This window comes from Ferdinandcohnia sp. Marseille-Q9671 (genome assembly GCF_976954385.1).
Genome location: NZ_CDRJTA010000004.1, coordinates 640,744 through 664,881, shown reverse-complemented (window position 1 = coordinate 664,881; position 24,138 = coordinate 640,744). Strand labels below are relative to the sequence as shown.

The 24,138-nt window shown below is 36.5% G+C and carries 27 protein-coding genes and 1 pseudogene; 10 read left to right on the top strand and 18 right to left on the bottom strand.

From position 1 onward, the window contains the following. Window positions 1-9 precede the first annotated feature (9 nt). From ACWNMY_RS18520 to ACWNMY_RS18505, 4 genes are all read right to left on the bottom strand, one after another. Window positions 10-387 carry a RidA family protein gene (locus ACWNMY_RS18520; RefSeq protein WP_449539728.1) on the bottom strand — a complete coding sequence of 126 codons (378 nt, stop codon included), beginning with the start codon at window positions 385-387 and terminating at the stop codon, window positions 10-12. A 122-nt stretch (window positions 388-509) separates the two neighbouring features. Further along, complete coding sequence (locus ACWNMY_RS18515; RefSeq protein ID WP_449539727.1) at window positions 510-854, bottom strand: acylphosphatase; 345 nt, start codon at window positions 852-854, stop codon at window positions 510-512. A gap of 473 nt (window positions 855-1,327) precedes the next feature. Further along, the gene (locus ACWNMY_RS18510) at window positions 1,328-1,711 is read right to left on the bottom strand and encodes a VOC family protein (protein ID WP_449539726.1); all 384 of its coding nucleotides are present in this window, start codon (window positions 1,709-1,711) and stop codon (window positions 1,328-1,330) included. 84 nt (window positions 1,712-1,795) lie between these two features. Further along, window positions 1,796-2,074, bottom strand: coding sequence for an ArsR/SmtB family transcription factor (locus ACWNMY_RS18505; RefSeq protein ID WP_449540487.1), 279 nt, complete (start codon window positions 2,072-2,074; stop codon window positions 1,796-1,798). Between the two features lie 651 nt (window positions 2,075-2,725). On the opposite strand from ACWNMY_RS18505, the gene ACWNMY_RS18500 reads away from it, so the two are divergent. Continuing rightward, on the top strand, window positions 2,726-3,949 hold the full coding sequence (locus ACWNMY_RS18500; protein ID WP_449539725.1) for a Bcr/CflA family multidrug efflux MFS transporter: 1,224 nt from the start codon (window positions 2,726-2,728) through the stop codon (window positions 3,947-3,949). 226 nt (window positions 3,950-4,175) lie between these two features. Here the strand turns inward: ACWNMY_RS18500 and ACWNMY_RS18495 are convergent, their stop codons facing one another. From ACWNMY_RS18495 to ACWNMY_RS18455, 9 genes are all read right to left on the bottom strand, one after another. Beyond that, complete coding sequence (locus ACWNMY_RS18495) at window positions 4,176-4,694, bottom strand: GNAT family N-acetyltransferase (RefSeq protein WP_449539724.1); 519 nt, start codon at window positions 4,692-4,694, stop codon at window positions 4,176-4,178. Window positions 4,695-4,729: 35 nt separating this feature from the next. Then, the gene (locus ACWNMY_RS18490; RefSeq protein ID WP_449539723.1) at window positions 4,730-5,092 is read right to left on the bottom strand and encodes a hypothetical protein; all 363 of its coding nucleotides are present in this window, start codon (window positions 5,090-5,092) and stop codon (window positions 4,730-4,732) included. Window positions 5,093-5,126: 34 nt separating this feature from the next. Then, window positions 5,127-5,546, bottom strand: coding sequence for a FosM family fosfomycin resistance protein (gene fosM, locus ACWNMY_RS18485; RefSeq protein ID WP_449540486.1), 420 nt, complete (start codon window positions 5,544-5,546; stop codon window positions 5,127-5,129). Between the two features lie 474 nt (window positions 5,547-6,020). Then, window positions 6,021-6,680: a 2OG-Fe(II) oxygenase gene (locus ACWNMY_RS18480; RefSeq protein WP_449539722.1), complete on the bottom strand. Its 660-nt coding sequence runs from the start codon at window positions 6,678-6,680 to the stop codon at window positions 6,021-6,023. A 256-nt stretch (window positions 6,681-6,936) separates the two neighbouring features. Further along, window positions 6,937-8,028 (bottom strand): Gfo/Idh/MocA family protein, encoded by a 1,092-nt coding sequence (locus tag ACWNMY_RS18475; protein WP_449539721.1) that lies wholly within the window; start codon window positions 8,026-8,028, stop codon window positions 6,937-6,939. Between the two features lie 31 nt (window positions 8,029-8,059). Next, window positions 8,060-8,794 carry a ThuA domain-containing protein gene (locus tag ACWNMY_RS18470; protein ID WP_449539720.1) on the bottom strand — a complete coding sequence of 245 codons (735 nt, stop codon included), beginning with the start codon at window positions 8,792-8,794 and terminating at the stop codon, window positions 8,060-8,062. Between the two features lie 15 nt (window positions 8,795-8,809). Next, entirely contained in the window at window positions 8,810-9,970 is a 1,161-nt protein-coding gene (locus tag ACWNMY_RS18465) for a Gfo/Idh/MocA family protein (protein ID WP_449539719.1), read from the bottom strand. Between the two features lie 433 nt (window positions 9,971-10,403). Then, complete coding sequence (locus ACWNMY_RS18460) at window positions 10,404-11,132, bottom strand: MerR family transcriptional regulator (RefSeq protein ID WP_449539718.1); 729 nt, start codon at window positions 11,130-11,132, stop codon at window positions 10,404-10,406. Window positions 11,133-11,171: 39 nt separating this feature from the next. Next, on the bottom strand, window positions 11,172-12,038 hold the full coding sequence (locus tag ACWNMY_RS18455; protein ID WP_449539717.1) for an Hsp33 family molecular chaperone HslO: 867 nt from the start codon (window positions 12,036-12,038) through the stop codon (window positions 11,172-11,174). A gap of 205 nt (window positions 12,039-12,243) precedes the next feature. Between ACWNMY_RS18455 and ACWNMY_RS18450 the strand changes: the two genes are divergently transcribed. Next, window positions 12,244-13,236 carry an alpha/beta fold hydrolase gene (locus ACWNMY_RS18450; RefSeq protein ID WP_449539716.1) on the top strand — a complete coding sequence of 331 codons (993 nt, stop codon included), beginning with the start codon at window positions 12,244-12,246 and terminating at the stop codon, window positions 13,234-13,236. Here ACWNMY_RS18450 and ACWNMY_RS18445 read toward each other — a convergent pair. Then, a pseudogene (locus ACWNMY_RS18445) lies at window positions 13,203-13,636 on the bottom strand ((deoxy)nucleoside triphosphate pyrophosphohydrolase). The gene ACWNMY_RS18450 and the pseudogene ACWNMY_RS18445 overlap by 34 nt on opposite strands. A 539-nt stretch (window positions 13,637-14,175) precedes the next feature. After that, window positions 14,176-14,445, bottom strand: coding sequence for a hypothetical protein (locus ACWNMY_RS18440; RefSeq protein ID WP_449539715.1), 270 nt, complete (start codon window positions 14,443-14,445; stop codon window positions 14,176-14,178). 197 nt (window positions 14,446-14,642) lie between these two features. On the opposite strand from ACWNMY_RS18440, the gene ACWNMY_RS18435 reads away from it, so the two are divergent. Continuing rightward, window positions 14,643-15,959, top strand: a complete 1,317-nt coding sequence (locus tag ACWNMY_RS18435; protein ID WP_449539714.1) for a short-chain fatty acid transporter — start codon at window positions 14,643-14,645, stop codon at window positions 15,957-15,959. Window positions 15,960-17,179: 1,220 nt separating this feature from the next. Then, entirely contained in the window at window positions 17,180-17,806 is a 627-nt protein-coding gene (locus ACWNMY_RS18430; RefSeq protein WP_449539713.1) for a class I SAM-dependent methyltransferase, read from the top strand. A 41-nt stretch (window positions 17,807-17,847) separates the two neighbouring features. Here the strand turns inward: ACWNMY_RS18430 and ACWNMY_RS18425 are convergent, their stop codons facing one another. Then, window positions 17,848-18,294 (bottom strand): DUF6376 family protein, encoded by a 447-nt coding sequence (locus tag ACWNMY_RS18425; RefSeq protein WP_449539712.1) that lies wholly within the window; start codon window positions 18,292-18,294, stop codon window positions 17,848-17,850. A gap of 109 nt (window positions 18,295-18,403) precedes the next feature. After that, window positions 18,404-18,688 (bottom strand): hypothetical protein, encoded by a 285-nt coding sequence (locus ACWNMY_RS18420; protein ID WP_449539711.1) that lies wholly within the window; start codon window positions 18,686-18,688, stop codon window positions 18,404-18,406. Between the two features lie 313 nt (window positions 18,689-19,001). On the opposite strand from ACWNMY_RS18420, the gene ACWNMY_RS18415 reads away from it, so the two are divergent. The 4 genes from ACWNMY_RS18415 (at window position 19,002) to ACWNMY_RS18400 (ending at window position 20,225) form a co-directional block, all read left to right on the top strand. Further along, complete coding sequence (locus ACWNMY_RS18415; RefSeq protein ID WP_449539710.1) at window positions 19,002-19,214, top strand: hypothetical protein; 213 nt, start codon at window positions 19,002-19,004, stop codon at window positions 19,212-19,214. Beyond that, window positions 19,211-19,816 carry a GerAB/ArcD/ProY family transporter gene (locus ACWNMY_RS18410; RefSeq protein WP_449540485.1) on the top strand — a complete coding sequence of 202 codons (606 nt, stop codon included), beginning with the start codon at window positions 19,211-19,213 and terminating at the stop codon, window positions 19,814-19,816. Before ACWNMY_RS18415 ends, ACWNMY_RS18410 begins: the two co-directional genes overlap by 4 nt. A 62-nt stretch (window positions 19,817-19,878) precedes the next feature. Beyond that, window positions 19,879-20,082 carry a hypothetical protein gene (locus ACWNMY_RS18405; protein WP_449539709.1) on the top strand — a complete coding sequence of 68 codons (204 nt, stop codon included), beginning with the start codon at window positions 19,879-19,881 and terminating at the stop codon, window positions 20,080-20,082. Next, the gene (locus ACWNMY_RS18400) at window positions 20,079-20,225 is read left to right on the top strand and encodes a hypothetical protein (RefSeq protein ID WP_449539708.1); all 147 of its coding nucleotides are present in this window, start codon (window positions 20,079-20,081) and stop codon (window positions 20,223-20,225) included. The genes ACWNMY_RS18405 and ACWNMY_RS18400 overlap by 4 nt, the downstream gene beginning before the upstream one ends. 467 nt (window positions 20,226-20,692) lie before the next feature. Here the strand turns inward: ACWNMY_RS18400 and ACWNMY_RS18395 are convergent, their stop codons facing one another. Beyond that, window positions 20,693-21,391: a polysaccharide deacetylase family protein gene (locus ACWNMY_RS18395; protein WP_449539707.1), complete on the bottom strand. Its 699-nt coding sequence runs from the start codon at window positions 21,389-21,391 to the stop codon at window positions 20,693-20,695. 102 nt (window positions 21,392-21,493) lie between these two features. Here ACWNMY_RS18395 and ACWNMY_RS18390 point away from each other — a divergent pair, with 102 nt between their 5' ends. Further along, window positions 21,494-21,820, top strand: coding sequence for a hypothetical protein (locus ACWNMY_RS18390; protein ID WP_449539706.1), 327 nt, complete (start codon window positions 21,494-21,496; stop codon window positions 21,818-21,820). Window positions 21,821-22,232: 412 nt separating this feature from the next. Continuing rightward, complete coding sequence (locus ACWNMY_RS18385; RefSeq protein WP_449539705.1) at window positions 22,233-24,131, top strand: endonuclease MutS2; 1,899 nt, start codon at window positions 22,233-22,235, stop codon at window positions 24,129-24,131. Window positions 24,132-24,138 lie beyond the last annotated feature (7 nt).

Genomic DNA, 24,138 nt, shown 5'->3' with positions numbered 1-24,138 from the left:
TACTAAATATTATCTTCTAGCTATCATCTCAATTTCAACTTGTGCACCAAGAGGTAGGGATGACACACCTATTGTTGTACGAGCAGGATAAGGCTCCGAAAATTGTTTCGAATAAACTTCATTCATTGCTGTAAAATCATTCATATCAGTTAAGAATACATTCACTTTTTCAACATGATCTGGAGTTAAACCTGCTGCTTCCAATACATTAAAAAGATTCTTAAAACATTGATTTGTCTGTTCAACAATATCTCCTTCTACAAGCTTTCCAGTCTGTGTGTCTACTGGGGTTTGCCCAGATAGAAATAGTAAATCTCCTGCTTCAATTGCATGCGAGTATGGACCTACAGCAACAGCTCCAGTTGCACTAAAAGCCTTTCTTGACATGTAAAACTCCTCCTTTAGATATAATAAAGTAAAAAAGATACATAACGTAATAGTGGTAATGCAATAAATGTGATAATACTTAGACCTCACCCATTTTTACGAAAAGTACTTATTTTATCGTTTTATTGTAAAATCTCCTCTTTTCTCACTAATAGGAATATTGATACTATCACACTTTTTACAGAAGCACGTTTCAAAGACCTCATTGATTTTATTAGAAAATCTACCTTCGATTCTTCTCCCTGTAGTTCTGCTTCTACACTACCATCTTCCAAATTTTTTACCCAGCCTGTAACGTTCAATCTTTGAGCAATAGTAAATAATTCTAAACGGAAGCCTACTTTTTGAACTCTCCCAGAAAAAATGACTTTTTTTCTGACTACGATACTAGAAGGAAATTCGGGAAGTTTTATACGATTCGCGTGCCGGATAACATAATCATCTCTTAATCTTTTTAATGCATTCATTCCTCTTCTAATCCTCTTTCCACAAATGTTATGGTAGCACCGATTTTTTACAAGCAACATTAGGCATTATCTATTTAAAAGCATTCCAAAATCATCTATTTATCTTATTTAAGTAAACGAAATACCCATATCCCCTATTTTATACCAATTTGAATCATAAAAACTGTAAAAGTGATTATAAAATTTCATAAATTTACCTAGTTCTAAATATTTTCAATTATACATTCCCGATTGTATATAAAACTTGTCCCATGATAAGATATGGTTCCTTTCATAGATATGCTACGAATGGCCTTCCTTCATAAACAGACCACAGGTCATAAAATCAAACCTTTGCCACTAATAAAGAAACACGCTATTCTAGCGATGAAATAGCGTGTTTCTTGACATATATATTTTATGCATAACTCGTCCTACAACTTGGACAGGTTAACGTTGATGTTAGGAGCTTTCAAGTATGCATCATTAGGAAGTTACTGCTGAATGATTTGAAGAAGGTTACCGCATGTATCGTCGAAGACAGCTATGGAGAAATCGCCCATTTTTGTCGGCTTCATTGTAAACCTTACACCTTTTTCCGTTAATCGTTTGTATTCTGCCTCAATATCTGCAACTCCAAACATTGTCACTGGGATTCCTTCAGCGAATAATTTCATCTGATACTCTTTTGCAGCTGGATGATTATTCGGTTCGAGTACGAGCTCGGTGCCATTTTCGTCCTCAGGAGAAACCAACGTGATCCACCTAAACTCCCCACTAGGTACATCATGTTTCTTTACAAATCCTAGTGTATCTGAGTAAAAGGCAAGTGCCTTTTCTTGGTTTTCTACGAATATACTGGTAACAATGATTTTCATATTATTATTGCCTCCTTTAGTAGTTACTGTTAAGTACAGTACTATTATTCGGCTGTGCCATTACAACCATACGTTAGTCGAAAATTACCCTATCCATCCTTTCAATAAGTGTTTAAGTGGTTCGTTATTGAATAGTAGTACCCGATATTTTCCCTTTCGTTTTGAGGTAACGAGCCCTGCATCTTCCAATACAGAGAGATGTTTAGCTATCGCTTGTCTTGAGATCGAAAGGTCATGCTTCGTAATAAGACGTACCGTAAGCTCATACAACGTCTGTTCGTTTTGCTCAGAAAGCTCGTCTAAAATTAAACGTCGAGTCGAGTCACCCAACGCTTTGAATATAGCATCTTTATCCCAATTCATATAATAAGTATAAGCAACTATATAGTTGCATGTCAAGTGTGAGCAACCTATTGGTTGCATGAAAAAAGAACCTGTTTTATAACAAAAATCATTGTACATACACCCTAAAACGTAAAATACTTTGATGAAACCAAAAAGATAACAAAAAGTATTCCTGTTAGTCCAGAAACGCTTTTACATATCTGTTGTAAGTAAAAAATATTCCAAAAACTTTCCTGAACTATTTATCATTATCTGAAGGATATATTAGCCATCTTTCTTCCCTTCAAAAGGTATTCTCGCCCAATTATACAGGGCGAAAAACAAAACATGATAATACGGACACCTAAATTATTTATCCTTTGAACATCTTTATTAAAAAATGACTGCCAAATAATTGATACCACAAAATATATCAGGGGATATCTGATGCTCTTCTTTAGCATTCTATACATCCAAGCAATACTATCTTTAGTAATCCATTCTGCTTACATTTGTTAAAGTACATGATTTCACAAACTTTCATTCTAACCTTCTATTTACCTCTTAAAATACTTGAAAGTTCAAAAAATTGACGTGGAAATCTGTTGCTTGTTATTATAAGGAAAAACTACATAGTATACGGTGGGACATTTTTCGCGTCTAATGACCGTGCAGAAAGGCGAGACCAACATGAACAAACCTACAGGAACAAAACGTTTGCAACTTGCTTTACTTTTAGGCTCACTTGGACTCCTAGGACCTTTCACGATTGATATGTATTTGCCATCATTTCCTACAATTGTGGAAGATTATGAAACGACTGCATCACTAGTCCAAATCAGTCTAACGACATGCTTGCTAGGACTAGGAGTAGGGCAATTAATTATTGGTCCAATGAGTGATGTACTAGGTCGACGAAAGCCATTACTTATTTTTCTTATCATGTATTTGATTGCTTCCGTCATTTGTGCTTTTGCCCCATCTATTTATCTATTTATTACTGGACGTTTTCTTCAAGGATTTGCTGCAGCCGGTGGGCTTGTCATTTCAAGAGCGATTGTTCGGGATCTCTATAGTGGAAGGGAATTAACCAAGTTTTTCTCATTATTAATGTTGGTTGGTAATCTCGGCCCTATTGTCGCACCAATTGCTGGTGGCGGAGTACTTGCATTTACTGATTGGAAAGGTGTATTTATTGTATTATCAGTTGTTGGCTTGGTGTTGTTTCTTATCATTTCCTTTAATCTTGAAGAAACATTGCCGGTGGAAAAACGCGTGCCTAGTAATCTAGCACAAGTACTAAGTAATTTTGGTTCACTTTTCAAAGACCGAGAATTTCTCGGGTATGCACTTACACAAGGCTTTATCGTTGCTGGTATTTTTGCGTATGTGTCTGGCATTCCATTTGTTTATCAGAATATTTATGGAGTGTCACCTCAAGTATTTAGTTTGTTATTTGGGGTTAATGGTCTGGCATTAATAATTGGAACCCAGTCAGTTGGCCGTTTATCAGATATTATCCCAGAAAGAACTTTCTTGAAAATCGGGTTATTTCTATCGACTACAGCGGGTACTTGTTTACTTGTAGCCCTTTTGTTAAAAGCACCACTTCTAGCAGTTGCGATTCCGATTTTCTTTTTAGTGTGTTCGATTAGTATTATTTCAACAACTTCCTTCGCATTAGCTATTGAGTCGCAAGGACATATTGCCGGAAGTGCATCCGCACTATTAGGTTTACTACCATTTGTTCTGGGTTCATTAACGTCACCGCTTGTTGGAGTAGCGGGAGAATATTCAGCCATTCCGATGGGTGTTGTCATTTTATCAACAAGCTTACTTGCTCTACTTTCTTATTTCGGGCTAGTTCGTAGATCAACTATACGCGTACAAACTACTAAGAAATATACTGGTTGATTAGACTCTTACATGGCACTCTTAAACAAGTCCAGTTGTAAAAAAAGGCTTATGTCGGATATTACTATCAGACATAAGCCTTTTTGAGTAAGTACAATTTAGATGAATTATTTCTATTACTATTATACACTGAGCTATTCATAACATTAAGAATCATAAAATTCTTACTGAATTTCTATAAACCAAGTAAATAGAACGTTACGGGTGACTGATAAAAAACACTTTACTATTTCAGTGTTTTAGTCATGATAAAGTCCGTTTGTTCCTCATCACCCATATAAAAAGAATGAGCTCCTGTTTGAACAAACCCCATTTTCTTATAAAAAGCAATCGCATTTTCATTCTTTTCCCATACGCCTAACCAGATTTTTTGTTTATTACGTTCCAACGCAAATTCAATCGCCTTTTGTAGTAGATATTTACCTAACCCGTGTTTTTGAAACTCTTTCTTTATATAAATCCTCTCAATTTCCAGAGCCTCATCACCCATTTTCTCTGACTGAGCATGATTGGTATTAATCTTTAAATATCCAGCAACTTCATCCGAAAAATAAATAAAATAAAATTGCGAAGAAAGATTGGATAATTCTTTTTCTACTTGTGTTAAGCTAAATGCTTTTTCCAAATAAGCCTGCATATTTTCGGGTGAGTTTTGGTCCTTAAATGTTTCATTAAACGTTTCATAACTAATTTCCTGGAGTATATGTAGGTCTTCCCTGGTGCATTTTTTAATCGTTATCGTCATATAAAATAACTCTTCCTTCCTTTTAAAATTACCTTCTAACCTAGACGAATAACAAGATTCAAACCAATCCCAAAAATAATGGAACTAACGATAATCCACATTGTTTGTATGTACACAAATGGACGTACTACATTCGTTTGTTTTAGGTTAGCTCTATGTGCAGCAACTTTTACATTGATTGGAACAAAATAAAGTGAAAACAAAAACCCTCCTGTGAGCGACATGCATAGATGAACAATGACAAAGTTGGCTGTTACATCTGAAACTGCACTTCCAATAACAAAAACAGGAACACCAGCCCAGATAAAAAAGGTTAAAAGTAACAGCATGGAAGACATAATGACTAACATATAATTCTTTTTAAGCACATATGTATAATTTTGAAAATAAAGGCTCATCACTACCTACTCCTTCCTGTACTGTAAGGTTTCTTTACTCAAAAAACTCCATGTGATTTTTGTCTTGTTTATAGTAATCCAATCGTTCTTGTAAAGTACCCGTATGAAATTCAAACTTATGACCATCCGGGTCTGTAAAATAAATCGATTTCTTATCTTTGTCTTCTCTTGGACGACCAGGCAATATATGTACCTCTAATTCCTGTATTCTTTCATACATTCTATCAAATTCGGCTTCCTCGATGGTAAAAGCAATGTGGGTATATGATTGACTTATTTCATTACGCGGAATGTCCTTCTCTACATTAAGAGCAAGCCACATACCTTGTAGATCAAAGTATGCCGTATTTTCCCCTTTTACTAACAGTTTAGCACCAAATACGTTTTGGTAAAAATTAATTGAAACATCTAAATCAGAAACTGAAAAGAGAAAATGATTAAGACCTTTGATAATCATTGATATCACTCCTACGTTAAAAATCTACCGAATATTAAACTTCAACAAGGAAAAGCGATACTCCTTCAAGATTACTTAACAAATTCATTATCCTAAAAACATAACAAAGAAGCGATGCTATATTAAAAGCATCGCATCGGATATTATATATCCGTTCCAAAACAAGCAGACATAGCTCCTCTTTTCCCTTAACTGCACGATTTACCATCTCGAACCTACACTTATTCACACTCAAAATACTCAACACTCTTATCCGCTTTCTTTAAAATTATCCCTCCTGCTTGAAGAGTAACAATCAAAAATTAAATGCTTTTAGGCAAACAAAAAAGCCACAGGGTACAAAAATAACCCTGTGGCTTTAAAATACGTGCTTGCAAAGATATGCCCACACTAGGGCATCAAAATACTTTGAGCAGATTCTAAAACAGTCCCAAATTTAACTCTCATTGTTTCTACACTAATAAAACTGTTCTATTTAACTCTTTTCCTTCTCATCCATTGTGTAGCAGCCCACTTATCACCCATTATGACAGGTGCCCCGCTGTGTAAGGTTAAGTCATTTATAGATTGGTCATTATAAAAGTATTCAAAATACACGGCCATACCCTTTTGTGGAGATACTGAAAAATTCAGCTTCGGGAAGTACGTTTCCCCACCATGCTCCACATCGCTAAGATACATGACAAGTGTACTAATTCTAGGGTTGTTATTTGCAGCACTAGCAGAATTGAAAAAGTCAAAATGAGCTTTATATTCTTGTCCGATCTTATAATTAAGAACTTGGAGACCTTCCCCATGTTCAGTTGGTATATTCATAATTTGTGAGATTCGTTTCTCAATTCTAGTGACAATGATATTTTCACTTTCTTCTAAAAATGTACTACTACTTGTTCTCATTGTATTAACTTGTGCATTGGCAATCTTTGAACGATGCATCCGATCCTCTGCCAGCCTAATTAACTCATCACATTCTTCTTCACTTAAAACATTTCCTAAGATGACGATTAATGGCTCTTCCAATCTTGCGATAATCTTTATCTCACGATCATCCGTTATGATTTTATTCCCACTATGAGTAAAAATTGTTGGCTCTTTCATCGTTACATTTGTAGCATCCATTGTCACTTTCATCAACCTCTTCAATCAATAAGATTTTTTTAAATAAATGGATTGATATAAAAACTGAAAGCAATTAGTTAGTAGATTTTGTTGTGTGGGTCCCCCCTATAATTCAAAATGGATGTCAATGTTTAGAAAATTAAATTTTGTTTTTTTATTTTACACCTTAAGTCGTGATTTTTCTATTCTTTTTTTAGCCAAAAAGAACCGCACCTCCAATTGTTAATCTATAAGTAACAATTGGGGTGCAGTTCAATCATGAAATACACTATTTCTTTATAAACACATTCAATTTTTCAGGCTTTTGACAAGTACTCTCTAACATATAATGCGTTCCAAAATCGGATGAATCATGGAAGCCATGCATAGCTTCTAGCACATGGTACGCCAATTCTCCTGATGCACGGAACGGTTCTTGATGTAATATCGCATTTGCCATATCAGCAACACCGACACCTCGGTTATTCTTAGGGTTCTCAAAAGTTAGAGGTACTTCTACAAATTCTTTTTCATCGCGTTTCCTAATTTTAACAGGCCCATCAAATGTGTTAGGGTTTGGAACAAGAAGGGTTCCTTCACTTCCATAGATTTCAATTGGAGGCAACGTTGTACCACCAAAAGCATCAAAACTTGTCGTAATGGTTCCAATTGCACCAGAAGCAAAGTCTATCGTACCAGCAATATGGGTCGGAGTAACAACTTCGATTTTTGTTCCCTTCTTCGGTTCACTAAGAACCGTCCGCTCATGATAACTAATTCGAGTCGAACCAGAAATTCGCTTTATTGGACCTAAAAGTGCAACTAACGCAGTCAAGTAATATGGGCCCATATCAAACATTGGACCGCCACCGTGATCATAATAAAAGGCTGGGTCTGGATGCCAATGTTCATGACCACGATTAATCATAAAAGCAGAGGCTCCAACTGGAACACCAATTTCACCATTTTCAATTAAATGGATAGCTGTCTGAATTCCAGCTCCCAAAAAAGTATCTGGAGCTCCACCAACAAGTAAGTTATATTTCTTCGCCGTTTCTAAAATCTGTTTTCCCTCTTCACGCGTGACAGTAAGAGGCTTTTCCGTATAAACATGCTTACCCGCTTCTAATGCCTGCAAACTAACTGTTGCATGGGCACGAGGGATCGTTAAATTAATCACCAACTCGATTTCTTCATCAGCCAGAAGCTCTTCCACAGAATAAGCTTTAGGTATTCCAAATTTTTCTGCTTGCTGCTTTGCCCGGCTAACGTCTAAATCTGCACAAGCAACAAGCTCAAGTTGATCAAATTTCTGAGTATTTTCCATATAGATCGAACTAATTGTGCCACACCCGATAATACCTAGTTTCACTTTACTCATTTATTGTTCCCCCATTTACTAAGGCTGACGTTTATTGGCTATCTCCCATTCCGGAATATGCTCGAACATCTCCAGAAACAGATCCTACTAAACTAGCAGCATGTTGCTTACCGTCTGCCGCCCATAAAAATCCCCTACGCATAATTAAAGAAACCTCTGGCATCTCGATAATATCCGCATGATGTCCTAATGAATTATAGAACACACGCCCTTGCCCCCAACGCTTTGTCCAAACGACAGGCATATCAACTGCATTGTTGGTCGAATGAGGACCATCAACAACCGGGAATCTCGTCGTTGCTAATACTTCGACAGCAGGATCAACATGAAGATAGTACTGCTCACTAACCACTTTAAAATCTGACAATCCTTCTAATAATGGACTTGAGCTCTTTTTAATGTTAACCATGTACTCAACACCATCATTACCAGGATGTGCGACCCAATTCCCGCCAGTCATAAACTGCCAATCTACATTCTTACGAAAAGAGTCACACATTCCACCATGGCATCCGGCTATGCCAACTCCGTTCGCTACTGCATTTGAAATATTCAGCACATATTTTTTCTCAATCTCTCCCATTGTCCAATGAGGAACAAGCAAATCTAACGTTTGTAATTTTTCAGAATCAGCATATGTTTCAAGCGAATTCGAGATCTCGACTTCAAAGTTTTCTTCTTCGAGGATATTTTTAAAAATACTGGCAACCTGTTCGGGTTCATGACCATCCCAGCCACCCCACACGATTAGTGCTTTCTTTTGCATAAATAACACTCCTTCTTACAACTCTGATATTTTTACCCATTGACGCTTTTCAATCGAATATTCCACAGCCTCTAACACCGCCTGGCATTTGACTCCATCGTTAAAATTAGGAACAGGCTGGCGATTTCCTTGAATAGCATCCATAAATTCGACCATTTCGTGAATAAATGTATGCTCATACCCAATCGTGTGACCTGCTGGCCAATAGTGTTGGATATACTCATGGGTAGGCTCTGTTGCAACTACACGTCGGAATCCTTGTGCATCCTCCCTGTCATCTGTAAAATAAACCTGAAGCTCATTTAATCTCTCAAAATCAAAAATGACACTACCTTTACTACCATTGATTTCAAATGAGTTTGTGCTACGATGTCCTGTTGCAAAACGAGTTGCTTCAAAGCTACCTAACGCACCATTGGCAAACCGAGCCATGAATAATGTAGCATCATCGACGGTCACCTGTCCCTTTTCACCTTGACTACTTCCGGTTGCTGATAACCCCGTCATATTTTCTGGCAACGGTCTTTCTTTAATAAACGTCTCACTCATCCCAATTACCTCAGTGATATCTCCGATTAAGTAATGGGCCAAATCAATAAGATGAGCACCTAAATCACCATGTGAACCAGAACCAGCAATCTCCTTTTGAAGCCTCCATGTAAGTGGGAAATTTGGATCAACGAGCCAATCTTGGAGAAACCAGGCACGGAAATGATAGATGTCCCCCAATGCGCCTTCGTCAATTAGCTTCTTCGCCAATCGCACGGCCGGTGTAAAACGGTAATTAAATCCAATCATATGCTTCACACCTGCTGCCTCTACTGCATGGAGCATTTCACGAGAATCCTGAAGTGTAAGCGCTAACGGTTTTTCACAAAAAACATGTTTCCCCGCGTTTGCTGCAGCAATTGCAATCTCTTTATGTACATCACTTGGTGCATTAATATCAATCAAATCAATATCATCTCGATCAAGAAGCGTTTGCCAATCAGTTGTATACTCTTCCCATCCAAACTGTGTTGCTGCCTCTGCAACCGCTTCCGTATTTCTGCCACAAATCACTTTCATTTTAGGATGTAGACTATCTGGAAAAAACAGAGGAAGATCACGATAGGCATGACTATGTGCTTTCCCCATAAACTTGTAACCAATCATTCCGACATTTACTTGTTTCATAGGTACCTCCTTTTTTCATATACAATTTACATGTATATGTACTACCTCTATTAAATCATACGCGGTTTATAACGTTAACTATCATTTTGTTAGAATATACAGTAATTTCTCGTAACTATATGTTTTCTTAGTTTGGGATTCGGCAAATTAAAACACCCAACGTATACGTCAAGTGTCAGATAAACTAAGATATTGTTTACTTCGATTGATGTGGTGGTGATTCGTCCTTCATACCTGCTGGTAGCATTTGAATGGAGTCAATGACAAAACACTCTTATGAAACGATGATGACCTTATAATCCTTTTAAACAAAGTTAGAAAAACGCCTATTAAGAATTAATCAGATTCTGAATGTAAGTTACTTTACTAACACTTATATCCCTTTACTTATTAAATGATATAAGTAATATCATATTTATTACACAACACTTACTTAACCATGTCCTAAAGCCTCCTGTATAAACGTATACAACCCCACATCCATACCATACTGCAGACCATTATTAGGGTTTTCCGCATGGAATGTTTCAGTTTGTTTTTGTAGTGCTTGATCATTCCCTGTGAATGAGTAGACAATGTCACTCCATCTCTTTGCAAGAACCTGAACCTTTCTACTCGTTGGAGGGTTTCCCTTTTCTTTCTCTGCTTGTAATTTATTTAGTAACATCATAAATTCTTGTTCTACTTCTTTTAGAGTATCTTGGTCGTATTGTTCATAGCACGTCTTCATTTTGTCTAGTTGCTCTTTCGTAAAGTATTTTCCTTGATAAAGTTTCATTGCTCCTATTAGTTTTGTTACTTCCTCTACAGACATGGATTTTTTACTTTGGATGGCCTTTCGCGCACTCTCTAATTCAAAAAGTAGATTTTTTTGAGCTTCAATATCTTTTTTTATACGCGTTATTTGTGTTTCAATGATTGTGACGGTTAAATCATCAGATTGGTTCTCGATAACATTCTTTATATCATCCAAAGGTATTCCAATTTGCTTTAAAGCCAAGATCTGTTGAAGTTTTGACAAATCCTTTTTTGTATATAGTCGATGTCCCGATTCTGTATATTCGGAAGGAGAGAACAAACCAATTTGATCATAATAACGTATTGTTCGTATCGTGAGCCCCGTTAATGTCGCAATCTCTCCTACCTTCCAGTTTTCTTGCATACTTTCTTCTCCCTTCACATGTTTAATCTCTATCGTTATTTACAAAAGACTTTTTATATCATCATGATCGAAATGATAAGTCCTCCCACAGATTTGACAATGTGTATCAATTTTATCTCTATTTGTAATCGCTTGTGCTAGTTCATGCTCACCTAAGGAATTGAGCATCCCGTAGAACATCGCTTTAGAGCAACCACAGAAAAATTGTACAGGGCTATATCCAATGACTCTTACATCCTCAAATAGTTCACGCAGCTTTTCTTCTATGTTGTTCTCACTACATTGATTCAAGTTGGTCAAGAACTCTTGATTTCCCTTAACCTTGTGTTTTACTTCATCAAGTAGCTCAAGCATAGCACCTGGAAGCAATTGAGCATACGTCGCAAAACTATATCGTACACAGTTGTTTGTTCCAAATTCAATATGGGTTCCTATATATGTTTGGGTTTGCTCACTTTGATTAAAATAATGGGATATGTCATCCGCAATGTTTCGGTGTGGCATATCAGTAATGCCAGTAAATTGATTCATAGCCGAGCCTTTTATCACACGAATCGTTCCTTTATTACCGATAAGGCGGTCAAGTGATACATGATTTAAATACTCTTTAGAGGTGTTTCGAAGATCCCCATTGAGATAACCACGAACATTCCCTCTTGCATCGGTATCAGCAAATACTTTAAAGGTTGGGTCACCCATCGTCAGTTGGAGACTCATCCTCTGGTCCCCTTTTAAGGTTCCTGAAAGTACGCTCGCAACGGAGATTGTTTTTCCTACTATATTTTTAAGAATTGGGCTTGTTTCATTGTTCATTCTAAGAATTTCATTTATTAGTTTTGTATTATCAACAAAGTACAAACGAATTTGTTTGTCATAAATAAGTGTCTTAACAATCGTATTTTCCATTTAACTTCTCCTTCTCTGATAAGCTATTACGTCCACTATAAAACATTACCTTACGTAAGGTTCAAGTATAAATAGTAAAATTATTATCCAATGAATTAAGTAAGCCCCAAGACCTAGTTCAAAATATTCCTTAGGTTCCTTACTAGCATGGCCTTTGCTCGGTACGATGGAGGTACTAGAAAAAGGTTGAGGAGTAGTGAAATGTATGAAAACGAAACGGAAGTTTAGATTTTGGATTGTCGTACGGAAGGTTCTATTTGCTATCTTAGCTACACCGGTGATGTGGTTCATTGTAAACAGCATTATGACGGTCTATGAACAGAATAAGTATCCTCCAATTGGGGAGTTAGTAGAAGTCGATGGGAAGGACATGCATGTGTATACGCAAGGTGAAGGTGAGGAGACGATTGTTTTATTAAGCGGTCTTGGAACGGCTGCACCAGTACTAGATTTCGAGCCTTTGATAAATGAATTATCTAAGAAACATAAGGTAGTAGTGGTAGAAACATTTGGGTACGGATGGAGCGATCTAACCAACAAGGATCGAACAGTGGAAAACATCGTAACGGAAATCAGAACGGCGCTAGAAAAAGCAGACATTGCTGGGCCATATGTTTTGATGCCTCATTCGATTTCTGGGATCTATAGTATGTATTTAGCTACTACCTATCCAGAAGAAGTGAAAGCCATCATCGGAATCGACCCAACATTACCTCAGGCACTGAACTATTTCAATGAAGATGCCCCTAGCATGCCAAGTTATTTGGGGCTTGTGGCACCAACAGGAATTGCCAGATTTGCCTTAATCGCTGACCCCGAAGGTTTTTTACCTATTAGTGAGGATGGTACTTATTCTTATGAAAATAGGAAAATCACCAAGGCGATTTCCGCTTGGAAGGGTATTAACATAAATATCGTAAATGAAGCAAATGAAATAAATGAAATAAATGATAATATCGACAAAACGGTTACGATGAATTTCCCTATTACCATACCCGTATTACTGTTTACACCGAAGGAAGATGAAGTAACAGACGATGGTAAAAACATGGTAACTTTTTATGAAACACAGCTAACTCCTTCTCCAGCTAGTAAAATTGTTACGTTAGAGGGGCATCATTATCTTCATTGGACTCGTTATAAAGAAATGAGTATGGAAGTAAATCATTTCATAGATTCATTTTCTACTACTGAATAAAAATAAGGTACATTAATTTGGGCTAGTTTTCTCACTGTCGGAAGGTCCGCTGGTGCCCAGTCCAACCTTAGAAGCTCTTCCGGTGACAACCATTGAAGTGCCAGATGTTCAGTGAGTGTTGGTATTCCTTGTATTAATTTGCATTCATACGTTGATAGGTGAACAATGCCAAAATCATATTCATAGTCGGTTTCATCAATTTGGGAACCGACTTCTATTGAACAAAGCATTTCTCTTTTATTTCACGATCAAGTGCCTCTTCAGGCGTCTCTCATGTTTCGATTTTCCCACCCGGGAATTCCCATTTTAACGATAATAATTGGGATGGTCCCCGCTGAACGCAGAGGATTTTATCGTTATGGGTAATAACTGCTCCAACTATATAGATACGCTTCGCCATACTTACCTCCTATTTGGTAAATAAAGTGTATTCCACATAGTTCCTACCTTCTCCTTTTTGTTAAGATCTTCCGACAGCAAATGAGAAGAAGTCCAGAAATCAAAGCAAATCCAATAAAGGTAAATAACAAAAATAGTGGAGATCCTCCCACACCAAAAGCTACTTCTAGATGTAGGATTTCTACGTTTTCTCCTTGATTTGTTATTACTGGTTTATATTTTTTTGTTTTAACATATCCAAATAGCAATGTTCCACCTATAACAAGGAAATGTACAACAAAAGAAATAATGAATGATTGAATAATAGTTTTCTTTCTAACACACCCTACATTTCCTTTCTTTCCATATTAACTAAGAGGGAATTCAGTAAGCTATGCTTTAATAGGTAATTTCGGTATGTCATAGCATCTTCTTAACAAAGATAGCACTGATTTAGTAAAAGGTTCCCCTACTCCAGTGCTATAGGTTGCTTAATGTGATTCTATTCTTTCATGTTTACCCCTTCCATGAACTTCGTTTTAAATACCTTATCTATTAGTCTTAGTAAAGGAAATGCACTAAATACAAACAACATGGCCAAAAATAGTAACATGGGGCCATCAGAATGCTGTTCAATTTTGTATCTGCTATTAAAAAAAATAACATTCCAAATGCTACACAAGCAAGATAGATACCCGCAAGTAACAGAACTAACTCAATACTGAAAAAGTTAGTTTTTATCGTATCTATTAATCTATTTCCTAAATACATAAGGGCACCAATAAAACCGCCGATTAATAAATAACTTCCTACCGTTCTGAGAGCCTTCATTATTAATTAACTCCCCCGTCAACATGTGATTTATCAATTTATTATAAGACGGATTAAATGTGCTAACAATGATTCATTTCAAAAAAGTGGAAAATAGGACTTTATTCGTATCTAAAATCTATTTACATTCCGACCAGTATAGCAGTCATATCCAATCATACCCCCTCATACCCTTTGTAGTAAAAGGAGGGAAAAACATGTTAAATAGAGTGTCTGAACGTTTTGCTCGAGTGGTACAGCGTTACTTACCAGATGCTTTTGTAATTGCGGTATTAATGACATTGCTCGTTTTTGTTCTGGCCTTTTTTACAGCTCCTGCCGATCCGAGGGCATTATTTCAGTCTTATGGCGATGGGTTTTGGACGTATTTAGCGTTTACCATGCAAATGGTGCTTTTACTTATGACTGGGATGGTACTTGCATCGGTTCCTTTTATTCGTAGAGGGTTAGAAGCAATCTCGGCTATGGCGAATACTGCAACGAAAGCCTATTTATTCACATTCTTTATCTCCGCTGCTGCGTATTACATTAACTGGGGATTAGCGGTTGTTGTCGGGGCAATCGTGGCTCGTGAGGTTGGAAAAAGGAATCAAAATGCCCACTTCCCGCTTTTGGTTGCTTGTGCATACGCTCCAACCGTGCTCTACACAGCTGGACTCTCAAGTTCGATTAGTCTAACAATCGCAACTGAAGGTCATTTCCTTGCAGATGTCATGAATGTCATTCCAACATCTGAAACAATCTTCCATCCAGGGACAATTACTATCTTCTTAGCTCTTCTTTTCACCATACCTATCTTTATTCTTCTAATGGCTCCAAAAAAGAATGTCATTCCATACACCGCTATAAAGGAGAAGCCCCTGACAGAGGTGGAAACTACCGAGGAAGCTAACACACCAGCAATACGACTTGAGAACACACCCATATTGGGGATCTTAATTGGTTTAATTGGTATCGTTTATACGGTTATACAATTTTCGAACAGCATTGATTTAAATCTTAATCTTATAAATATCTTGTTTTTATCTTTGGGTTTGATTTTCCACCGTTCACTTGGTCAATATGGTCAGGCTTTCAAGGACGCAGCCGGTTCTATTTCGCCAATTATCCTTCAGTTTCCTTTCTATGCCGGGATTATCGCATTACTAGGAAGTTCGGGACTAGCGGACAAAATTATTCAAGGGATGGCTTCTATGTCTAGTGCTGAATCATTTGGCGTCTTCACCTATTGGACAGCAGGACTTGTAAATATCCTTGCTCCATCTGGTGGTGGACAATGGGCACTACAAGGTCCGCTACAAGTTCCAGCAGGAATGGAACTTGGGGTAGATCCTGCCGTTGTGGCAATGGCAGTCGGCTGGGGAGATGCATGGACAAATCTCATCCAACCATTCTGGGCATTGCCTATACTTAGTATCGTTGGCCTCCATATTCGCCATATTATGGGTTACTGTATTTTGCTTAGTGTGTGGATTGGGATAGTAACTTCGATTTTGATATATTTTGTTTATTAGGTGTAAATCTATATAAGCGAACAAGGCGCCTCTTCAACAGAAGCGCCTTGTTTCTTGCTATTGTCTTACCTTTCCTTTAATCTGATTATGCTTTCATTTTGTTTCCTTGTGGTTTAACTGGTTAGTTTTAGGCAAAATGTAACAGGTCTTTAAAAGAAACGTGTTCATACAAAGGGATTTACTCACGAAATTCAAAGTGAAGTTATAAAAGGTCTTGAAATCGACATATTATGGATGATATTACCATATGCGAATGGTCTTCAAGATAAACTGCGATTAAAACATGCGGAAGTGAAGGGTGCGAATGCTTTTTGCTAATTCAGGTATATAAGAACATTCACAAAATCCAAAATGTGGTAAAATAAGTCTTCCAAACCGCATTTTATGTAAATCTTTCCACTTGCGGATGGTTTTTAAAAATAACGGCCATAAAAACATGCGGAAATCAAGGGTGCGAATGCTTTTTGCCAGATCAGGTTTCTAAAACCATTCACAAAATCCAAAATGTGGTAAAACAATTCTTCCAAACTGGAGTTTATGTCAATGTTTTCCATTCACGGATGGTTTTTAAGAATACAGCAAAAAAAAATGCGGAAATGAAATATACGAATGCTTTTTGCTAGATCAGGTATATAAAACCATTCGCAAAATCCAAAATATGGTAAAACATGTCTTCCAAACCGCATTTTATGTAAATCTTTTCCACTTGCGGATGGTTTTTAAGAATAACTGCCAAAAAAACATGCGGAAATGAAATATACGAATGCTTTTTGCTAGATCAGGTATATAAAACCATTCGCAAAATCCAAAATATGGTAAAACATGTCTTCCAAACCGCATTTTATGTAAATCTTTTCCACTTGCGGATGGTTTTTAAGAATAACTGCCAAAAAAACATGCGGAAATGAAATATACGAATGCTTTTTGCTAGATCAGGTATATAAAACCATTCGCAAAATCCAAAATATGGTAAAACATGTCTTCCAAACCGCATTTTATGTAAATCTTTTCCACTTGCGGATGGTTTTTAAGAATAACTGCCAAAAAAACATGCGGAAATGAAATATACGAATGCTTTTTGCAAGATCAGGTACCTAAAATCATTCAACAAATCCAAAATATAGAAATCCTACTTGGAGGAGATCAATGTAACCATTGGATCACCATCAACGCGATAATTACTCAAGTAGCTCACATCTATAAATAAAGGAGACCAACATATGACAGAATTCTGGGAATCAAGTTTTATAGATAATCAAATGATGTGGGGCTATGAACCTGCAGACTCTGCGATACTAACAAAAGACTTCTTCCTTGAAAAGAATGTGAAAGATATATTGATTCCTGGTATTGGCTATGGCCGGAATGCAAAGATTTTTCTTGAAAACGGAATGAATGTTACAGGAATTGAGATTTCAAAAACAGCAATCGAATTAGCAAGGCAAAATGGACTGACGATTCCTATCTTTCATGGTTCAGTATCCAATATGCCTTTTGACGACAAACGTTATGACGGAATTTTTAGTTATGCACTTATTCACTTATTAGGTAAAAGTGAGAGGCAGAAGTTTATACAAGATTGCTATAATCAGTTAAAGCCAAATGGATATATGATATTTACTACGATTTCAAAAGAAGCCTCTATGTATGGAAAGGGCAAACAACTCGGTGAAGACTATTTTGAGATTATGGAAGGAGTCAAAATGTTCTTTTATGATTCTGACTCGATTAAGCAAGAATTTGGAGATTACGGACTCATCGAAACTTCAAAAATTGTTGAGCCACATAAACATGCGGATCATAAGCCTCCATTTACCTTTTTAATGATAAAGTGTCGTAAAAAATAAAAAATAGGCGCATACTCCTCAAAGAGAGATGCGCCTGTTCATTATTCACCTAGTTGTTTAATTTGGTCAATTGTATTAGTGATTTCCTGTAAATTTATAAGGAGTTCACTATTTTCAAAGAGAGCTGGATCAATTTGTCCATTCTCGACATTTTCTAAATAGACGTTAATCCCTTCGATAGCCTGTTGGTTATAATCGACAATTTGCTGATGAAGATCTGAGGCTATGCCGGGTGCCTCAAGAGAATTGAATGATTCCATATCTTCAAGCATTTCGGTTAGTTGTGTTTCTAAATCAGCCCTTGCCTGTTCATCAGTAACCGCTTGTTCCGCTAGACTAGGAGCATCATTAATAAACGTACTCACTTCATTTACGTAATCTGTTGCTTCATTCACATAAGTAACCGTATTATTCACATCCTCGAGTACCGAGCAAGCCCCAAGGAATAACAATCCTAGTAAAGAAAAAGCTAAAAATCGTTTTTTCACTTTATCTACCTCCGTTACGGTCATAGTATATATACGATTCAAAACGGAAAAGGTTTCAAAATAAAAAAGTGAAGCTCCCCACGAGTAGCTCCACCTCCTATAAAATCAACTAGAAATGAATAGCTTCATCAAAAAGAACAACCTGCTTTCGATTTCCAATCCCATTACTTTTTTTATCCCAGAATGGCAAAAAGTCAACAGTGATATGGTCAATATACAAAGGCTCTTCCATTAAAGTAAGAAAAACATACTCTTCCCTCTCATTCCCACGATACTCAATGGCAATGTCCAAGTCACTTTCATCATAAAAATACCTGTTTATTCGACTTCCAATTATAGCGATTTTTTTTATTTCTATATCAAGATTTTGTAGAGGGTCTTTAATATGAGTCATAATGAATGATGTGATTTCTTCCCTAGAGTAATGGCTTAAACCGTAAACCTCTAACCTACCCAGAATTACACCCCAATTCTAGCTTTTACATAGTGTATTTCTTTTTTACCTATTCGTGTGGACTACTATCACGGTTAATGAAAAATCATTACGTTCTATCAAGTTAAATCCTCGGATTCTGAGATTTCCTTTTTACTGATGCCTATTTTCTAATCTTAAGTTGAGGTGAAGCTTTGTCTCTTTCTTATGCTATGCATAATTTGGAAGCGCAAGCAAAACCTAACAATAGTGGAATGTAAATGGCGGTGTTTGTATGCAATTTTCTCGAACTCAATTATTCTTTGTTCTTATTCTTTTTATCGGAATTTCCAATCATGTTCTCATCATGCCTCATTTGCTCACAACAGGTAAACGGGATGCATGGATATGCGCATTGGTTGCTTATGTATTCATACAGTTTTGGGGATATATCCTTAATTTGATTATGAAAAAAATCATCAGCGATTACGACTTTATGAATGGATAAAGGCACGTGCTGGGGTCACGGTTTCCCGTATTATTAGTAGCATCCTCTCAGCCTTTGTTTTCTTGATTACAACAATTTCTTTTTATGATTTACTTCAATCCATTAATATTTATTTTCTACCCCGAACCCCATCCTTTGTGGTGATGTTCCCTTTCCTGTTTATTAGTGCTTGGTCCGCTTATAGTAGCTTAAAATCAATAGTCTATGTTTCATCTGTTTTATTGCCGATTGTTTGGGTAGTCGGGATATTTGTTGCTACGTTTACAATGGAAGAAAAAGATTATTCGTATCTTTTCCCTGTTCTCGTTGAGGGCTATCAACCAGTTGTATATGGGACAATCATCATTCTTGGTGGGAGTGCGGATTTGCTTGTACTTCTGCTTCTTCAGCATCATTTAAAAAAATCATTTTCATTGATGAACCTATTCTTACTTATAACCATATTAGTTGGCTTGATACTTGGCCCTACCATGGGCTCCTTGTCTTCATTTGGTCCTGCTGTTGCATCTGACAAGCGATTTCCCGCCTTTGAACAATGGCGACTTATTACCTTGGGAGAATATATTTCCCATGTTGACTTTTTGGCTTATTTCAGTTACTAAGTGGTGAAATCATCAGGGTTTCGTTAGGCCTCTACCTTCTTATGGATATGGGAGGCCTTTCGATGTTGTCTCAAAAAAAGCACATGATTGTTGTCTCTTCCCTTCTTTTAGGGTTACTGACGTTACTTCCGTTAAGTGATATATGGGTGCAAACAATCATTGGAAAATACTTTTATCCAGCTGCTTTTGTTTTTGGGGTGTTAGTTTCGTTGGCATTGCTGATTATTAGCTACTTGCCGATGAAGAAAGGAATTCAGAACATATGAACATGAAACAAATAGATCAATTTTTAGCAGATGGGACGTTAACATGTAATGAAGTAGCACGATTTTTCAATAACTATGCCGATATTACGTTTATTCCAACCGAGAATGAAGAGAAACTTCAAGCATTCTATTGCAGAGATTGATTTTTTAAACTTGGAGCACCTGATTTATAGAAAATATCACTCCGATTGGAAAAAGCTTAACGATCAGGATACCTTCCTACGTGAAGATAGCATAAAGTCAATTGAAGTGCATATCACGCTCGAACATTCCGGGTCATTTAAAAACCGGAAAATACAGATTAAGGAATAAATGATTGCTGAGCCCCCATCTTCACATCAAAAGCAGCCTGGATCTCAGGGAACTTATCTCTTAAGAACTGTAAGCATACGTATATACGTATGCTTTTTTCATTTTTTTGGTAGAATTCCATTCGTGAGTGGAAAATTATTATAATTATTGCCGAAATCGAGGTCATTTTTTCCTTATTATGGATGTATCGAATGGAATTCTACAACCTAGCTACAATAACCATACGAATCTACTTTGTTAATTTAATTGTGAATCATTAGAACTAAAAAAGAAACTACTAACGTATCATTGTAACTCCCTACAACTTCTGCAACTCATTCACCGTTAGAAACGTATATCCCTCAGTTTGTAACGCCTGTATAATACCCTCAATCTCTTCCAGCACCTTATCAGTCTCTTCGTACATTGGATGCATCAAGATGATAGACCCTGGTGTAATTTTATCTTTCACATACTCTATTCTCTCATCGGATGCTGCAAAATAACTATCTGGCTCGAGGTTCATTGTAATTGTTTCTTTGTTTTGTTTGGAAAGATAATAAGGTAGTCCTACAAGTTTTTTACTGTTTGGTGGGCGAAAATCGATTTCCCCCTCGTAACCTGCAGACCGAATAAGTTGGTCCGTTTTTTCAATTTCTTCTTTTATAAAGGATAGTGATTTGAAAATCATTCGGTTGTGGGAATAGGTATGATTCCCAACCTGATGCCCCGCTCCAACAATCTGTTGTGCTTCTTCTGGGAATTTCTCCATATCTTGTCCGATTAAAAAGAAGGTCGCCTTCACATCGTACTTTTCTAAAAGAGGTAGTATTTCGTGCACATTCTCTGTTGGCCCATCATCAAAAGTTAATGCAACCACCTTTTGATTAGTTTCTACCTGTTGCGTAAGACCCCCAAATAACTGGAATTCCCTTGAATTCATTAGTTTATACACTCCGAATAGCACTATAAATACCAGCAAAATTCCAATGCAACTAAACATTAGTTTCTTTTTCATATAATACCTCTTCATAAATTTAGTAACTTTTATTCTATTATAGTAAAATAAAACCATCAACTATAAAAATAGAGAGATTTATCGCTCTAGTTAGGAGTTACTATGGAATCTTTAATTCAAGCATTTAAAGAAAATTACTACGAATTAACAAGAGAGACAACAAAATCAATTGAATTTGTACATACGAAAAATGGTGGGATTATCTATTTACTTCCCTTCCAAGAAGCTACGATTGCAGTTCATCCTGCAATTGTGGAGGCCAATCAGAACTTACTAGAAAAATCTGCTGGATACTCACACAATACGTCCTTTAGAGAATTTCCAAAGAGACAAAATACAGGAAAAGGCCCAATCCAATACGGGTATTCTTTTAAGTTCCAGTCTGCAGAAGAGTTGTCAAGCTTTTTAAAGGGATTGTATGTGGGATAAAGTAGTTGTTTACCTACTTTACTTTTCCAAAAATTAGCATTATAATATTGATAAGAGTAAGAATTCAATGAGTATAAATCATATAAAGAGGTGCTTATTTGTGAGTGCGGTAGTTTCTAAATAGGAGAAATATAAAAGGAAATAAGGATGAGAACTAACAAGGAATTCTGTTCATTTCAGACCCTTTATTTTGTTATGTCTTATTTCCACCTATGAAGATACCTACCCCATTTTATAAACAAGCGTGTAGACTCCTGAGTAAAACTATATCTTATATATAGTTTTATTTATGTACCTACTTTTGCCTGTAATCATAAAAGCTGCGGTAGCTACCGTAGCTTTTTTTGTATAGAGTTCTAACCTGTAGGTATCTTCAGTGCTGATCAAAATATCTCATTGAGGAGAAAAAAATATGAATATAGGTACATTTGAAAAATTACAATTTAACGAACTTAAAGAAATCGTAAAAACGTACTGTGTTAGTGGTCTAGGTAAACAACTAATCGATAAACTATCACCTAGTCCTATTATAAAGATTGTCAAACATCGGTTAACAGAAACAACGGAAGCACGGGCCATCCTTGATGCAGGTGGAACTGCCCCTTTTACAGGTGTGTCAAACATTGAACATCTTATTACCAAATTAGAAAAAGGCATGATTTTAGACCCTTCTGAGTTGGTCAGTATTTCGGATTTTTTACGAGGGTGTCGTAAAATTAAAGTGTTCATGACTGACAAAGAATTTTCTGCACCCACACTTGCGTCGTATGCTAATTCCATGACAGAGTTCATAGATATTGAAGAAGAAATTAATTTTTCGATTAAAAATAATCAGGTTGATTCAGCTGCCAGTAAAGAACTCAAACGGATTAGGTATCAAATTCAAACAACTGAGCAAAAAATTAAAGAACGATTAAATAAATTCTTAAACAGCAGCACAAACAAAAAATTCATCCAAGAATTCATAATTAGTATAAAGGATGACCGATTTACCATACCTATTAAATCATCTTACAAAAATCAAGTACAAGGTACGGTTATCGAAGTATCATCAAAGGGTTCGACCGTCTTTATGGAGCCACAAGTGGTCGGAAAACTAAGTATTGAATTAGCCTCATTGAAATCAGAAGAGGAAGTAATTGAATATCAAATACTCGCAACGTTAACTGGAATAGTGGCAGAAAAACTCCAGCCTATTAAAATCAATATCGAGCTAATCTCCCAATACGATATGATTTTCGCGAAGGCAAAATATAGCAGACACATAAATGGAATAGAGCCGAGATTAAATGATTATGGTCACATCAAATTAGTAAATTGCAAGCATCCTTTACTCTCTGGCGATGTAGTTCCACTTCAATTTGAGATTGGAACGGATTATCGTAGTTTAATCATTACCGGACCAAATGCTGGAGGAAAAACAATTGTATTAAAAACGATAGGTCTTGTTACGTTAGCGGCAATGTCAGGTTTTCATATTACTGCTTCAAAGGAAACGGAAATTGCAGTATTTGACCATATTTTCGTGGATATTGGTGACAATCAGAGTATCGAAAATGCACTTAGTACGTTCTCGTCTCATATGAAGAACTTGTCAGAGATTCTACGCCAAGTAAATAACAATACCCTACTCCTTTTTGATGAAATTGGCAGTGGGACGGAACCAAATGAAGGAGCGGCTTTAGCGATTTCCCTTTTAGAAGAGTTTTATCTAAGAGGATGCATGACAGTAGCTACTACACATTATGGCGAAATAAAACGCTTTTCCGAAATGCATAGTGACTTTATGAATGCAGCCATGCAATTTAACTCAGAAACTCTCGAACCATTGTATAAGCTCCTTATTGGTCAATCTGGAGACAGTAACGCCTTATGGATATCACGGAAGATGAATGTACCTGAACATGTGCTGTCACGGGCCTTAGGCTATATGAAAAATAAAGAATATGGGCTAGAACGACTACATGAAAGCAAAATGAGAAAACCAAAAATTGTTGCAGATAAAGTAAGGAACTCAGTCGATTATGAAAAAGGGGATCGAGTCAGACTACTTGATCACGAAGACTTTGGAATTGTTTACCAAGAAAAGGACAAATTTTATAATGTCACTGTTTTTTATCAGAATCAGTTTATCGAGGTACATGAAAAGCGGCTAGAACTAGAGGTTAAAGCTACTGAGTTATACCCAGATGGTTATGAGTTAGATTCTTTATTCATTGATTATAAGACAAGAAAACAAAATCACGATCTTGAACGAGGTTCAAAAAAAGCACTACGTAAAATAAATAAAGAGATTCGAAAAAATAGGTAAACGAAAA

Bases quoted from the DNA above. Each gene is read 5' to 3' on its own strand.
- ACWNMY_RS18405 (WP_449539709.1), top strand. From the start codon at position 19,879: ATGTTGTCTCAAAAAAAGCACATGATTGTTGTCTCTTCCCTTCTTTTA.
- ACWNMY_RS18490 (WP_449539723.1), bottom strand. From the start codon at position 5,092: ATGAGCCTTTATTTTCAAAATTATACATATGTGCTTAAAAAGAATTAT.
- ACWNMY_RS18465 (WP_449539719.1), bottom strand. From the start codon at position 9,970: ATGAAACAAGTAAATGTCGGAATGATTGGTTACAAGTTTATGGGGAAA.
- ACWNMY_RS18460 (WP_449539718.1), bottom strand. From the start codon at position 11,132: ATGCAAGAAAACTGGAAGGTAGGAGAGATTGCGACATTAACGGGGCTC.
- ACWNMY_RS18435 (WP_449539714.1), top strand. From the start codon at position 14,643: ATGTTAAATAGAGTGTCTGAACGTTTTGCTCGAGTGGTACAGCGTTAC.
- ACWNMY_RS18510 (WP_449539726.1), bottom strand. From the start codon at position 1,711: ATGAAAATCATTGTTACCAGTATATTCGTAGAAAACCAAGAAAAGGCA.
- ACWNMY_RS18500 (WP_449539725.1), top strand. From the start codon at position 2,726: ATGAACAAACCTACAGGAACAAAACGTTTGCAACTTGCTTTACTTTTA.
- ACWNMY_RS18480 (WP_449539722.1), bottom strand. From the start codon at position 6,680: ATGAAAGTGACAATGGATGCTACAAATGTAACGATGAAAGAGCCAACA.
- ACWNMY_RS18505 (WP_449540487.1), bottom strand. From the start codon at position 2,074: ATGAATTGGGATAAAGATGCTATATTCAAAGCGTTGGGTGACTCGACT.
- ACWNMY_RS18430 (WP_449539713.1), top strand. From the start codon at position 17,180: ATGACAGAATTCTGGGAATCAAGTTTTATAGATAATCAAATGATGTGG.
- ACWNMY_RS18420 (WP_449539711.1), bottom strand. From the start codon at position 18,688: ATGACTCATATTAAAGACCCTCTACAAAATCTTGATATAGAAATAAAA.
- ACWNMY_RS18450 (WP_449539716.1), top strand. From the start codon at position 12,244: ATGAAAACGAAACGGAAGTTTAGATTTTGGATTGTCGTACGGAAGGTT.
- ACWNMY_RS18390 (WP_449539706.1), top strand. From the start codon at position 21,494: ATGGAATCTTTAATTCAAGCATTTAAAGAAAATTACTACGAATTAACA.
- ACWNMY_RS18515 (WP_449539727.1), bottom strand. From the start codon at position 854: ATGAATGCATTAAAAAGATTAAGAGATGATTATGTTATCCGGCACGCG.
- ACWNMY_RS18415 (WP_449539710.1), top strand. From the start codon at position 19,002: ATGCAATTTTCTCGAACTCAATTATTCTTTGTTCTTATTCTTTTTATC.
- ACWNMY_RS18470 (WP_449539720.1), bottom strand. From the start codon at position 8,794: ATGCAAAAGAAAGCACTAATCGTGTGGGGTGGCTGGGATGGTCATGAA.
- ACWNMY_RS18385 (WP_449539705.1), top strand. From the start codon at position 22,233: ATGAATATAGGTACATTTGAAAAATTACAATTTAACGAACTTAAAGAA.
- ACWNMY_RS18400 (WP_449539708.1), top strand. From the start codon at position 20,079: ATGAACATGAAACAAATAGATCAATTTTTAGCAGATGGGACGTTAACA.
- ACWNMY_RS18455 (WP_449539717.1), bottom strand. From the start codon at position 12,038: ATGGAAAATACGATTGTTAAGACACTTATTTATGACAAACAAATTCGT.
- ACWNMY_RS18475 (WP_449539721.1), bottom strand. From the start codon at position 8,028: ATGAGTAAAGTGAAACTAGGTATTATCGGGTGTGGCACAATTAGTTCG.
- ACWNMY_RS18520 (WP_449539728.1), bottom strand. From the start codon at position 387: ATGTCAAGAAAGGCTTTTAGTGCAACTGGAGCTGTTGCTGTAGGTCCA.
- ACWNMY_RS18495 (WP_449539724.1), bottom strand. From the start codon at position 4,694: ATGACGATAACGATTAAAAAATGCACCAGGGAAGACCTACATATACTC.
- ACWNMY_RS18440 (WP_449539715.1), bottom strand. From the start codon at position 14,445: ATGAAGGCTCTCAGAACGGTAGGAAGTTATTTATTAATCGGCGGTTTT.
- ACWNMY_RS18395 (WP_449539707.1), bottom strand. From the start codon at position 21,391: ATGAAAAAGAAACTAATGTTTAGTTGCATTGGAATTTTGCTGGTATTT.